Raw genomic sequence first — 13,322 nt, 5'->3', positions numbered from 1 at the left:
GGCCAGTCGCCTCAGGGCTTGATCTTCTTCAGCTCGTTGAGCAGATCGAGTAGCTGCGCGAGCTTGTCCTCGCCGAAGCGCTCCTGGATGCGCTGGTAGTTCTTCTCCATGTCACCGCTCATCGAGACGAAGCACTGCTGGCCCTTCTCGGTCAGGTTCACGTAGACCCGCCGCTGGTCCTTGGGCGCCTTCCAGCGCCGCACGATGCCGTCGCGCTCCAGGCGCGCCAGCACGCCGGTCATGCTCGGGCGCAGGATGCAGGCCTGGTTGGCCAGCTGGTAGCTCTCCATCTCGCCTTGCTGGCGCAGGATGCGGATCACCCGCCACTGCTGCTCGGTAAGGCCATGCTGGTTGAGGGAGGGGCGGAAGAAACTCATCGCGGCTTCGCGAGCCTGCAACAGGGTCAGGGTCAGGGAGGGTCTTGGCGTCGACATAGGGTCCGAGCTTGGATGGCTGGTTTCGAAAGTGCAGAAGAGTAGCGGAAAAAACACAGGCTGCATGCGGGCATGCAGCAGGAAATCAACGGCCTCCGTGCAATAGCGCAAGGCCCAGCGCCAGCAGGCTGCCGATGCCGCAGATGGCCATCACCAGCGCCATCGGCAGCACGCCCGGCAACGCCAGCCAGCCGACCGCCAGGCTGGCCAGGCAGCCGAGGCCGAACTGGCCGGACACCGCCACCGCCGACGCCGCCCCGGCCTGCCCGGGATACAACGCCAGCAGGCTGGCGATGCAGTTGGCCCCGAGCAGGCCGGTGACGCTGACGAAGCACAGTAGTCCCGGCACCAGCGCCCACAATCCGCCCGGCTCGCCGAGCGCGGCATGGGCCAGCAGGAACAGGCCGGAGACGCACGCCAGCAGACTGCCGGCCAGCAGCAGCGGTCGCGGGCCGAGGCGACGCACCAGGCGCGCGCTGCTCCAGGTGGCGAGCATCACGCCGAGGATGTTCAGGCCGAAGAACCAGCCGAAGCGCTCCGCCGGCACGCCGAAGTGCTCGATGAACACAAAGGGCGCGGCGCTGATGTAGGCGAACATTCCGGCGAACGCCAGGCCCATGCACAACACGTAGCCCAGCGCGCGACGGTCGCCGAGCAGCCGCCCGTAGGCAAGGAAGGCCTGGGCAAGGCTGCCGCCGCGGCGCTCCGGCGGATGGCTTTCGGCGACCCGCCAGACCGCCAGCAGGCAGAGCCCGGCGAACAGCGCGAGGGCCACGAACAGCGCGCGCCAGCCGGCCCAGAGCATCAGGTAGCCGCCGAGCAGCGGCGCGGCCAGCGGCGCCAGCATGGTCACCAGATGCATCAGCGCCAGCATCCGCGCGGCCTCGTCCAGCGGATAGAGGTCGCGCACCATGGCTCGCGCCAGTACCGAGGCGGCACCTCCGCCGAGAGCCTGGAGCACCCGCAGCGACAGCAGTTGCCCGGCGCTGCCGGCCAGGGCGCAGGCCAGGCTGCTGGCCAGGTACAGGGCGATCCCGGCGAGCAGCACCGGGCGCCGGCCGAAACGGTCGGACAACGGCCCGTAGAACAGCATGCCGACGCAGAAGCCGACCAGGAAACCGCTGATGCTCCGCTGCACCTGCGCATCGCTGGCGCCGAGGTCGGCGGCGATCGCCGGCAGGCTCGGCAGGTACATGTCGATCGACAAGGGGCCGAACGCCACCAGCGCCGACAACAGCGGCAACAGGTGGCGTCCGGCGCCCCCGGGATGGTTCTTCGCTGCACTCGCCGGCATGCCCTCGCTCCTTTCTTCTTCGCTGTCCCGGCCCATGGCCGTTGCCTCCAGGCAATACCCGCGCGCACAGGGATTCAATGCCGGCGCCCGGGAAATCCCGGTGGCGCGACGTCGTTCGCCTTCGACCGCGCCGGCGGCACAACGTTAACAGGTTAACGAAACAACGAAAACCATGCTGGCCACGATCCGCGCGTCCTGGCGGCGGCAAGAGACGGCGCCCCTTGCATGCCGGCAGCGGAAGCCCACGAGGAAACGCTTTTTTCCAACCTCGTCCCGACCACCGCTTCCGGGCAGGATCGCCAGCACTTCATTAACAAGTTAACAATATGATAGAACTCGCCGTGCAATCGGCGTCACCCAGACCTACAAGAACAACAACCAAGGGAAGAATCGATGATCACGGCAAGCCCCCGGCCGCACGCCTGGCGCGGCTACGCGCTCGGCCTCGGCCTCCTGCCCCTCGCCGCGCAGGCGGAATTCCTCGCGGACAGCAGCGCCCACCTCGACCTGCGCAACTTCTACCAGTTGCGCGACTACCGCCAGCACGCCGCGCCCCAGGCGCAGGCCGGCAACTGGTCGCAGGGCTTCGTCCTGCGCCTGCAATCGGGCTTCAGCGAGGGACCGCTGGGCGTCGGCCTGGACGCCACCGGGCTGCTCGGCGTCAAGCTCGACTCGGGACGCGGACGCAGCAACGACGGCACGCTGCCGTTCGGACCGAACTCGAAGCAACCGGTGGACGATTACAGCCACCTCGGCCTGACCGCCAAGCTGCGTCACTCGAAGACCCTGCTGCAGGTCGGCATCCTCATGCCGCAACTGCCGGTGGTGTTCCGCGACGACATGCGCCTGCTGCCGCAGACCTTCGACGGCGCGCTGCTGACCTCCAGCGAGTTCGACGGCCTGACCCTCAGCGCCGGCCAGTTGTGGAAATCGCGCACCCGCGAATCGGCCGGCAGCGACGACATGTACATCATGGGCCGCGACAAGGCCCACGCCAGCGACGAGTTCAACCTCGCCGGGGCGACCTATGCCCTCACCCCGCGGCTCAGCGCCAGCTACTACTACGGTCAGCTGAAGGACATCTACCAGCAGCATTACCTCGGCCTGCTGCACAGCCTGCCGCTGGGCGAAGGCCTCTCGCTGCGCAGCGACCTGCGCTTCTTCGACAGCGACGCGGACGGCGCGGCGATCTCCGGGCCGGTGGACAACCGCAATCTCAACGGCATGTTCACCCTGCGCGCCGGCGCCCATGCCTTCGGCGTCGGCTTGCAGAAGATGATCGGCAACGACGCCTTCCCGGTGCTCAACGGCTACACCCCACCCTACGTGGCCAACCTGATGACCTACCAGACCTTCACCCGGCCGCAGGAGAAATCCTGGCAGCTGCGCTACGACTACGACTTCGCCGGCCTCGGCCTGCCCGGCCTGAACTTCATGACCCGCTATGTGCAGGGCCGTGACATCGAGCGCGGCGCCGGCCGCGCCGACGACAGCGAGTGGGAGCGCAACAGCGACCTGTCCTATGTGATCCAGAGCGGGCCGCTGAAGAGCGTCGCGCTGAAATGGCGCAACGTCACCTACCGCAGTCGCTACGGCACGGACCTGGACGAGAACCGCCTGATCGTCAACTACACCCTGAAGCTCTGGTGAAACGCGGCCCGCCCGGGGCCGCGAGTTCCTCAGTCATCGAGGCGCAACTGCAGGTGCTGCTTCTTGCCCAGGCTCAGGCGCCGGCCATCCACCTCACCCGTCAGCGGCGCGTCCGGGTCGGCGACCGGCATGCCGTCCAGGCGCAGGCCGCCGCCGGCGGCGAGACGACGGACCGCGCCACGGGAGGCTTGCAGGGCGTTGTCCACCAGCAGCTCGGTCAGCGACAGGCCCTGCGCCAGGCGCTCGCGGGAGATCCTGACGAGCGGCAGCCCGGCGTCCCGCGCGCCATCGGCGAACACTCCGCGTGCGGCATCGGCCGCGGCCCGCGCGGCGTCCGCGCCGTGGGCCAGGGCGGTGGCGGCATTGGCCAGGACCACCTTCGCTTCGTTCAGCTCGGCGCCCTGCAAGGCGCCCAGGCGGCGCACCTCGTCCATCGGCAATTCGCTGAACAGGGCGAGGAAGCGAGCGACATCGCGATCGTCGCAGTTGCGCCAGAACTGCCAGAAGTCGAACGGCGCCAGCCGCTCGGCGTTGAGCCAGACCGCGCCCTGCGCCGACTTGCCCATCTTGCGTCCGTCACGGGTGGCCAGCAGCGGCATGGTCAGGCCGAACAGCTGGGCGCCGCCCTGGCGCCGCGACAGCTCCACGCCGTTGATGATGTTCGCCCACTGGTCGGCGCCGCCGAGTTGCAGGGTGCAGCCGCGCCGGCGCGACAGTTCGACGAAGTCGTAGGCCTGCAGCAGGGTGTAGCCGAACTCGAGGAACGACAGCGAATGCTCGCGGTCCAGGCGCTGCCTGATGGCGTCGAAGGTGAGCAGGCGGTTGATCGAGAAATGCCGGCCGACCTGGTCGAGGAATTCCAGGTAGCCGACGCCGTCAAGCCACTCGGCGTTGTTCACCAGGCTGCCCTCGTCCAGCGCGACGTAGCGCGAGAAGACCCGGACGATGCCGTCGATGTTGGCCTGGATCTGCGCCTCGCCGAGGATCGGCCGGCTCGAATCGCGGAAGCTCGGATCGCCGATCCGGGTGGTGGCGCCGCCGATCAGCAGCAACGGGCGGTGCCCGGCCTTCTGTAGCCAGCGCATCAGCATCAGGCCCTGCAGGTGGCCGACGTGCAGGCTGTCGGCGGTGGCGTCGAAGCCCAGGTAGGCGGTCACCGGGCCGGCGGCCAGGTGCGCGGCCAGGCCTTCGCGGTCGGTGCACTGGTGGACGAAGCCACGCTCTTCGAGCAGGGCGATCAGGTCTTGCTGATGGGTCGGGGCGGACACGGATATCTCCTTTGGCACGGTGGGTGCCCGAGGAGACTGGTTGGGAGTGGGTTCACCGGACCGCCGCCTCGGGCGGTTCGGGAATGCAGCGACGCACCTACCGCCTCAATGAGGGAGCAGATAGGCGTAATAACGATCGAAGGAAAAGGCTGCGCGTTTCATGCGGGGCACTCTACCCGCCCGCGCCGTGCTGTCAAGCCGCAAAGGCGCTTCGCCGATTATCCCCCGCGGAGGTCGAAGCCAGGCAAAGAAGCTCGAAAAATATTCTCCACACGGTTTTCTGACGCCACTTCGCCAACTTCGAAAACCCAACTTTGAATAGGCCTCTAATTTGCTATTACTACGATGCGAAACCTATCAGCAAGGAACTTGAAATTTTCTGAAAAACCAAATCCCGACATAAGCAAGCCATTGTCGCGACGCATCGTAAAAATACAGACCGAGTTGAACCGAACACCCGGAAAATCTAAAACAACCACCTGCGGATACCTTATCGGCAGCCTTCGAAAAAATATCTTCCACCCCAGCGACAAAATATCGGCGCCATTCCAATATCGAACTTTCATCCTATCAATCCCCCGCATTGACACCGTCACCAGCGTCTCAGTAATTTTTAATGACCAGCCGGCAAAGTGCCTCTCCAGAGCGGCTGGCAACCGATAGCCAACTCCCCTTCGCGCAAACTTTCGATTTACGCGAGATGGCCGGCTATCGCTCAAAACTTGATTGATGAAGGAATAGCGCCATGCAACTCGCCACGCTTCAGGAACTGAATCTCGATGAAATCGACCAGGTATCGGGCGCCGGACTCTTCAGCTTCGTCGGCGATGCCATCGTCGATGTGGTCAAGGTGTCCAACGACGTACTCAATACCTCGGTCATCTCTTCGGTCGGCAAGGTCTTCAATGCCATCGGCCTGACGCCCATCCATCAACTGGCCGACACCCTCGGCTACGGCGTGTTCAAGGGCGTCGCCGCGATCGGCGGCCTGCTCGGCGGCGACACCAGCCGCATCGACTACCACTACGACACCGAGTGGACCTGATCCCGGGCCCCCGCCCGCTCCCTTTCGGGGCGGGCTTTCCCCCAGCCAGCGGCCCGAACGCCACGGCGACGGCCAAGGACCCGACGACGGGAAGGGGCGGATGAACGCCCCGTCAGGAGAACCTCCATGCACGACCCCATCCAGCAAACCACCCCCGCCTCGCCCGCTGCCGACGCCGCCGGCCTGTCGCGGCGCGACTTCCTCGGCAAGAGCGCCACGCTCGGCGCGGTCGGCCTGCTCGCCGGCTGGACGCCGGCCTTCGTCATCCAGCCGGCCGAAGCCGCCGCCAGCAGCTGCCCGGCGCCGGCGGGCTTCCCGGCCGGCCTCGAGCTGTATCGCAGGGCGTTCCGCAACTGGTCGGGCGAAATCGCCGCCGACGACCTCTGGAGCTGCGCCCCGCGCAACAACCAGGAAGTCCTCGCGGTGGTCAACTGGGCCTGGCAAAACGGTTTCAAGGTGCGCCCCCGCGGCATGGGCCACAACTGGTCCCCCCTGCTCCTGCAAGGCGGCGAGAACTGCGAGAGCCGCATCGTGCTGGTGGAAACCAGCCGCTACCTGACCCGCGTGCAGATCGACGCCCAGGGCGAGTTCGGCCTGTTCACCGCCCAGGCCGGAGTGACCATGGAGGCACTGCTGAAGCAGCTGGAGCGAGTCAGGCTCGGCTTCGTCGCCACCCCGGCGCCCGGCGACCTGACCCTCGGCGGGGTACTCGCCATCGACGGCCACGGCACCGGCATCCCGGCCCGGGGCGAGACGCGCCTGCCGGGACAGAGCTACGGCTCCCTGAGCAACAGCATCGTGGCGCTGACCGCGGTGGTCTGGGACGGCGCCGCCGGGCAATACGCACTGAAGACCTTCCGCCGCGACGATCCGGCCTGCGCGCCGTTCCTCACCCACCTCGGCCGCGCCTTCATCGTCGAGGCGACCCTGCAGGCCGGGGTCAACAAGCGCATGCGCTGCCAGAGCTACGTGAACATCCCCGCCCGCGAGATGTTCGCTCCCGCCGGCAGCGGCGGACGGACCTTCGACAGCTTCCTGCAGAAGAGCGGACGCGCCGAGGCCATCTGGTTCCCCTTCACCGACAAGCCGTGGCTGAAGGTCTGGACCCCGACCCCGCGCTGCCCGCTGGGCGCCCGCGCGGTGAACGGACCGTTCAACTACCCGTTCTCCGACAACATCCCCAAGGTCGTCTCCGACCTGCTCGCCTCGATCAACACCGGCCACCCGGAACTCACCCCGCTGCTCGGCAAGCTGCAGTACGACCTGGTGGTGAGCGGCATGGCGCTGACCCTGGGCTACGACCTGTGGGGCTGGAGCAAGGACCTGCTGCTGTACATCAAGCCCAGCACCCTGCGCGTCACCGCCAACGGCTACGCGGTGCTGACCCGGCGACGCGACGTGCAGCGGGTGATCAACGACTTCTACCAGCAGTACCAGGCGATGGTCGACCGCTACCGCGCCAACGGCCACTACCCGATGAACGGGCCGGTGGAGATCCGCGTCACCGGGCTCGACCAGCCGGGCGAATCGATCGTCCCCGGCGCCCAGGCTCCCAGCCTGTCGGCGATCCGCCCGCGCCCGGACCAGCCGGAATGGGACACGGCGATCTGGCTGGACATCCTCAGCCTGCCCGGAACCCCGCAGGCCAACGCTTTCTACCATGAGTTCGAGACCTGGCTGTTCAGCCACTTCAGCGGCGACTACGCCTCGCTGCGGGTGGAATGGAGCAAGGGCTGGGGCTACAGCCCCGCGGCCGCCTGGGACGAACCGGCGGTGGTCGACCAGTTGGTCGCGCAGTCGCTGCGCCAGGGACTGGTCGCCGGCGACGACTGGGACAGCGCCGTGCGCCAGCTCAACGAAGCCGATCCGCACCGCTTGTTCAGTTCACCGTTGCTCGAACGGCTGATGCCCTGAGGAAGGTCGGAGGCATCTGAGCGGTTCGCCACCCCGGTAATTAGCCGGGTGGCGAATCGAATCATTCATTCGGATAAACAGTTTCCTGTGCGACACCCGATAACCAACTTGATAAAGCGGAATCCGGAAAATTCAGAGCCCTACTATTTCATGCCCGGCAAATTCCCAGCGATTATCCTCGCCGAATGCAGACAGCGTCTCATTCGCAAAGGAAAGTTACTATCAACCAGTGAGGTAATCATGGAACTCTTGAATGAAAGCGAGATGGAAAACGTAGCGGGCGGCGATGTGTGGGGAACGCCGGTCCCCTCCTTCCCCGGCGCCAAGGCGCGCGGGTTAGGCGAGATCGATCCGGGCTTCGACGGAACCCGCCTGGCCAGGGGCTTCTGGCCCTGGTGGAACTGCCGGCCGGTGATGCCGCCGGTATGTCCGCCTCCGCCGTGCCGTCCGCGGCCCTGCTGATTCAGTTTCAATATTGAAAGAGCAAGTTGAACGCCGAACTTCCCGCACACCTCGAGTGCAATGCAACACGCACGAGAAGTTCCAGTTGCAACTTGTGAAACGGGCTGTTTCCTGAACTTTCAGGAAAGGTCGGAAACCGCTCCGAACAATAGTGACCGGTTCCGTCGCGGCTCCGGAATATCGGCACCCTCGCCAGCCGGTATCTCCGGAGCGGGCTCCTTCCGCGCCCTTCGAAGGCGCCATGAATCATCAGAGCGTGGCCTCCCGCACCCGCCTGCCGCCTTTCCAGCCAGAGGTATGTCCCCTCGATGAGCAGTCCCCCCTTGTTCCGCCAGGAAGCCCTGGACGCCCAGCACGCCGGCAGCCTCGGCCGGATCGTGCTGATCCGCCCGGTCTCCTTCACTTTTCTCACCCTGCTGGCCGCGGCGATGGCGCTACTGGTGGTCGGCTTCTTCCTGTTCGGCAGCTACACCAAGCGCAGCACCGTCAGCGGCCAGCTGGTTCCCGCCCGCGGCCAGGTCAAGGTGCACGCGCCACAGGCTGGCATCGTGCTGCGCAAGTTCGTCGAGGAAGGCCAGGCGGTACGGCGCGGCGAGCGTCTGATGGTGCTCTCCAGCGAACGCTACGGCAGCGACGCCGGACCGGTGCAGGCCGGCATCAGCCGCCAGCTGGAACAGCGCCGCGACTCCCTGCGCGACGAACTGGAAAAGCTTCGCCGCCTGCAAGACGACGAGCGCGCCAGCCTGGCCAGCAAGGTCGCCAGCCTGCAGCGCGAGCTGGCCACCCTCGCCGCCCAGACCGACAGCCAGCAGCGCCTGCTGGCACTGGCCAGCGACGCCGCCGCGCGCTACCAGGGGCTGATGGACAAGGGCTACATCTCCATGGACCAGTTGCAGCAGCGCCAGGCCGAGCTTCTCGGCCAGCGCCAGACCCTGCAGGGACTGGCCCGCGAGCGCACGTCGCTGGAACAGCAACTGACCGAGCGCCGCAACGAACTCGCCGGGCTTTCCGCGCGACAGGCCAACCAGCTCGCGGAAACCCGCCGCCAGCTCAGCGCGGTGCAGCAGGACCTGGCCGAAAGCGAAGCCAAGCGCACCCTGCTGGTCACCGCGCCGGAGAGCGGCATCGCCACCGCCGTGCTCGCCGAGGCCGGGCAGACCGTCGACAGCTCGCGTCCGCTGCTGAGCATCGTTCCCGCCGACACCCCGTTGCAGGCCGAACTCTATGCGCCGAGCAAGTCCATCGGCTTCATCCGGCCGGGCGACGCGGTGCTGATCCGCTACCAGGCCTATCCGTACCAGAAGTTCGGCCAGTACCACGGCAAGGTGCGGTCGATCTCCCGCGCCAGCGTCTCCTACGCCGAGCTTTCCAGCATGGTCGGCGGCGTACCGGGACTCGGCCAGGATGGCGAGCAGCTGTACCGACTGCGGGTAACCCTCGACGACCAGGCGGTGACCGCCTACGGCCAGCCGCGCCCGCTGCAGAGCGGCATGCTGCTCGAGGCCGACATCCTCCAGGACACCCGGCGCCTCTACGAGTGGGTGCTGGAACCGCTCTACAGCCTGACCGGCAAACTCTAGGAACGAGCCATGGCCTTTCTCGACACCCTCGCCCTGCGCCTGGGCCGGCGCCTACCGCTGGTACTGCAGACCGAAGCCACCGAATGCGGCCTGGCCTGCCTGGCGATGATCGCCGGCTACCACGGCCACCACACCGGTCTGATGGAACTGCGCCGGCGCTTCTCGGTATCGCTCAAGGGCATCTCCCTCAAGCAGTTGATCCACACCGCCCACCGCCTCGGCCTGGGCAGCCGCGCAGTGAAGCTCGAGCTAGCCGACCTGGGCAAGCTCAAGCTGCCCTGCGTGCTGCACTGGAACTTCAATCACTTCGTCGTGCTCAAGGCCGTCGATGGCCGTGGCGTGGTGCTCCACGACCCCGCGCACGGCCTGCGCCGGCTGGGCCTGGATGAGGTGTCGCGGAGCTTCACCGGAGTGGCCCTGGAACTGTGGCCGGAGAGCGGCTTCGAGAAACAGGAGGCGCCGCCGCGGATCAGGCTGCTGGGCATGCTCGGCAAGGTCACCGGGCTGTACCGCTCGCTGGCCCAGGTCCTGCTGCTGGCCGGCGCGCTGGAAGTGTTCTCGCTGGTCAGTCCGTTCTTCCTGCAATGGACCATCGACAACGTCATCGTCAGCGAGGACCGCGATCTGCTCAGTACCCTGGCCATCGGCTTCGGCCTGTTGCTGCTGATGCAGCAGGCAGTCAGCGGGGTGCGCGCCTGGGTGATGATGCACATGAGCACCCTGCTCGGCGTGCAGTGGCAGGCCAACGTCTTCAGCCATCTGCTGCGCCTGCCCGCGCAGTACTTCGAGAAGCGCCACCTGGGCGACGTGGTGTCGCGCTTCGGCGCGGTGAACAGCATCCAGCAGACCCTCACCGCGGCCTTCCTCTCGGCGGTGCTGGACGGCCTGATGACCCTCGCCACCCTCGCCATGATGCTGCTCTACAGCCCGCCGCTGGCGGCCATCGCCATCACCGCCATGAGCCTCTACGCCCTCGGCCGGTGGATCTGGTACCGCCCGCTGCGCAACGCCACCGAGGAACAGATCGTCCACGCCGCGCGCCAGCAGAGCCATTTCCTCGAGACGGTGCGCGGCATCCGTCCGCTGAAGCTGTTCCAGCGCCAGGACGAGCGCCGCTCGGTGTGGCTCGGCCTGCTGGTGGAACAGATCAACGCCGGCCTGCGCACGCAGAAGCTGCAACTGTTCTACCAGCAGCTCAACGGCCTGCTGTTCGGCGTGGAAAACCTGCTGGTGATCTGGCTCGGCGCGACCATGGTGATGGACGGCCAGTTCAGCGTCGGTATCCTGATGGCTTTCAACGCCTACAAGTCGCAGTTCGACGGCCGCGTCGGCAGCCTGATCGACAAGTTCTTCGAGCTGCGCATGCTCCAGTTGCAGGGCGAGCGCCTGGCCGACATCGTCCTCCAGGCCCCGGAGGCCAACCACGGCGACACCCTCCCGGACAACCTCCGCGAGCGCGAGGCGAGCATCGAGATCCAGGGCCTGCGCTACCGCTACTCGGACCAGGAGCCCTGGGTCCTCGACGGCCTCGACCTGCGCATCGGCGGCGGCGAGTCGGTGGCCATCGTCGGCCCCTCGGGCTGCGGCAAGAGCACCCTGTTCAACGTCCTGCTGGGCATCCTCCCGCCGGTGGAGGGACAGATCCGCATGGCCGGCCTGGAGCTTTCCCAGCTGGGCCTGGACGGCCTGCGCGAACTGGTCGGCACGGTGCTGCAGGACGACGTGCTGTTCGCCGGCTCGCTCAGCGACAACATCAGTTTCTTCGACCCGCAGCCGGACCTGCCCTGGCTGCTGCAGTGCGCGCAGATGGCCGCGATCCACGACGACATCCAGGCCATGCCGATGGGCTACAACACCTTGGTCGGCGACATGGGCACGGTGCTCTCCGGCGGCCAGAAGCAGCGGGTGATGCTGGCCCGGGCGCTGTACAAGAAGCCGCGCATCCTGTTCCTCGACGAAGCCACCAGCCACCTCGACGTGCATTGCGAACAGCGGGTCAACGCCGCCATCCGCGCGCTGCGCATCACCCGCATCATGGTCGCCCACCGTCCCGAGACCATCGCCTCGGCGGATCGCGTGGTGGTCCTCGGCCAGGGCAAGGTGACGCTCGACGAAAGCACCGCGCGCCTGGCCGAACGCCAGGCCGCCGCGGCGCGGGAGCAGGCCTGATGCGTGGCGCGCTCGCCGGCCTGTTGTGCGGGCTGCTCGGCCTGGTTCCCGGCGCCGCGGCCTACGAACCGGACGTGTTCGGCACCGCCGGCCAGGTCGCCGGCCAGGCGGTCTACGACCTCGGCGGCAGCGGCCTGCCGTGTCGTGGCGGGCCACCGCCGGCCGAGCTGAGCCTGGAGGAAGCCATCGAGCGGATTCTCTGCCACGACCCGCAGACCCGCCTCGCCTGGGCCAACGCCAAGGCCCAGGCGGCCCAGGTCGGGCTCGGCAAGGCCGCCTACCTGCCACGCCTGGACGGCCGCCTCGACGCCAGCCGTAGCGACAGCGACCTGGACTACCGCGAAGCACCCTACCCGTCCACCGACAGCCATCGCCGCCAACGGGGCGCCAGCGTCGGGCTGAGCTGGGTACTGTTCGATTTCGGCCGCCGCAGCGCCGCCCTGCGCAACGCCCAGCAGTTGCTGCTGGCGGCCAACGCCAGCCAGGACGCGACGCTGCAGAACACCTTCGCCCTCGCCGCCCAGGCCTACTACGACGCCCTCGCCGCCCAGCGCAGCCTGGCCGCCTCGCGACAGGTGGCGGAACTGGCGGCGCAGAACCTGGAGGCCGCCGACGCCAAGTACAAGGCCGGCGCCGCCGCCCTCTCCGACCGCCTGCAGGCGCAGACCGCGCTGTCCCAGGCGAGCCTCGCCCAGGTCCGCGACGAGGGCGCCCTGAGCAACGCCCTGGGCGTCATCGCCCTGCGCATGGGCCTGGCGCCGGACACCCCGCTGCATCTCTCCGGCGAACTGGAAGCACAGCCCGACACCGGCTTCGTCAAGGCCATCGACGCGATGCTCGCCGAGGCCCGCCGCGAGCATCCGGCCATGCTCGCCGCCCAGGCGCGGCTGAAGGCCGCCGCCGCCTCGGTGGAGGAAAGCCGCGCCGCCGGCCGGCCGAGCCTGGCGCTGAGCGCCAACCTGGCACGCAGCTACACCGACCAGTCGCTGGCGGCCGGGGGCGATACCCGCGGGCGCGACCGTAGCATCGGCCTGCAACTGAACATCCCGTTGTTCGAAGGCTTCGAACGTACCTACCAGGTCCGCAACGCGCTGGCCCGGCGCGAAGCCAGCGAAGCGGAGCTGGCCGACACCGAGCAGCAGGTTTCGCTGGAGGTGTGGAATAACTACCAGTCGCTCAGCGTCGAGACCCGCAGCCTGGCGCGCACCCGCGAACTGGTCGAACAATCGCGGCAAAGCCTGGAGGTGGTGCAGGGCCGCTACCGCTCAGGGGTCGGCAGCATGATCGAACTGCTCAACGCCCTGACCGCCTACGCCAGCGCCGAGGACCAACACATCCGCGCCCTCGGCAACTGGCAGACTTCGCGCCTGCGGCTGGCGGCGAGCCTGGGTCGCCTGGGCTTCTGGAGCCTGCGCTGAAACGCCCGGAGTTCGCCGCCGCCCGCTATCTCTCGCGCTTGTCCGGCTGGCCGCCTTCGCGCAGGATGCACCCAGCCACCGCGACGAG

10 protein-coding genes are annotated in these 13,322 nt (G+C 67.6%); 7 read left to right on the top strand and 3 right to left on the bottom strand.

Features of this window, described 5'->3' with window-relative positions; translation table 11 throughout:
- Window positions 1–11: 11 nt before the first annotated feature.
- Window positions 12–434: a homoprotocatechuate degradation operon regulator HpaR gene (gene hpaR / locus PSPA7_RS04560; RefSeq protein ID WP_012074305.1), complete on the bottom strand. Its 423-nt coding sequence runs from the start codon at window positions 432–434 to the stop codon at window positions 12–14.
- An 85-nt stretch (window positions 435–519) separates the two neighbouring features.
- Complete coding sequence (locus PSPA7_RS04555) at window positions 520–1,728, bottom strand: Bcr/CflA family multidrug efflux MFS transporter (protein WP_041025290.1); 1,209 nt, start codon at window positions 1,726–1,728, stop codon at window positions 520–522.
- 393 nt (window positions 1,729–2,121) lie between these two features.
- On the opposite strand from PSPA7_RS04555, the gene PSPA7_RS04550 reads away from it, so the two are divergent.
- The gene (locus PSPA7_RS04550) at window positions 2,122–3,378 is read left to right on the top strand and encodes an OprD family porin (protein WP_012074302.1); all 1,257 of its coding nucleotides are present in this window, start codon (window positions 2,122–2,124) and stop codon (window positions 3,376–3,378) included.
- A gap of 29 nt (window positions 3,379–3,407) precedes the next feature.
- Here the strand turns inward: PSPA7_RS04550 and tyrS are convergent, their stop codons facing one another.
- Window positions 3,408–4,646 (bottom strand): tyrosine--tRNA ligase, encoded by a 1,239-nt coding sequence (tyrS, locus tag PSPA7_RS04545; protein WP_012074301.1) that lies wholly within the window; start codon window positions 4,644–4,646, stop codon window positions 3,408–3,410.
- Window positions 4,647–5,391: 745 nt separating this feature from the next.
- On the opposite strand from tyrS, the gene PSPA7_RS04540 reads away from it, so the two are divergent.
- The 6 genes from PSPA7_RS04540 (at window position 5,392) to PSPA7_RS04520 (ending at window position 13,234) form a co-directional block, all read left to right on the top strand.
- Entirely contained in the window at window positions 5,392–5,691 is a 300-nt protein-coding gene (locus PSPA7_RS04540) for a hypothetical protein (protein ID WP_012074299.1), read from the top strand.
- A 126-nt stretch (window positions 5,692–5,817) separates the two neighbouring features.
- Entirely contained in the window at window positions 5,818–7,605 is a 1,788-nt protein-coding gene (locus PSPA7_RS04535) for a cholesterol oxidase substrate-binding domain-containing protein (protein WP_012074298.1), read from the top strand.
- A gap of 240 nt (window positions 7,606–7,845) precedes the next feature.
- On the top strand, window positions 7,846–8,067 hold the full coding sequence (locus PSPA7_RS31945) for a hypothetical protein (RefSeq protein ID WP_012074297.1): 222 nt from the start codon (window positions 7,846–7,848) through the stop codon (window positions 8,065–8,067).
- A gap of 323 nt (window positions 8,068–8,390) precedes the next feature.
- The gene (locus PSPA7_RS04530) at window positions 8,391–9,647 is read left to right on the top strand and encodes an HlyD family secretion protein (protein WP_003157611.1); all 1,257 of its coding nucleotides are present in this window, start codon (window positions 8,391–8,393) and stop codon (window positions 9,645–9,647) included.
- A 9-nt stretch (window positions 9,648–9,656) separates the two neighbouring features.
- A complete protein-coding gene (locus tag PSPA7_RS04525) occupies window positions 9,657–11,816 on the top strand; it encodes a peptidase domain-containing ABC transporter (RefSeq protein ID WP_012074296.1) in 2,160 nt (719 codons plus the stop codon).
- Entirely contained in the window at window positions 11,816–13,234 is a 1,419-nt protein-coding gene (locus PSPA7_RS04520; protein ID WP_012074295.1) for a TolC family protein, read from the top strand. The genes PSPA7_RS04525 and PSPA7_RS04520 overlap by 1 nt, the downstream gene beginning before the upstream one ends.
- Window positions 13,235–13,322: the final 88 nt, after the last annotated feature.

Source organism: Pseudomonas paraeruginosa PA7, assembly GCF_000017205.1.
Taxonomy (GTDB): Bacteria; Pseudomonadota; Gammaproteobacteria; order Pseudomonadales; family Pseudomonadaceae; genus Pseudomonas; species Pseudomonas paraeruginosa.
This window is presented reverse-complemented; position numbering and strand designations above follow the sequence as displayed.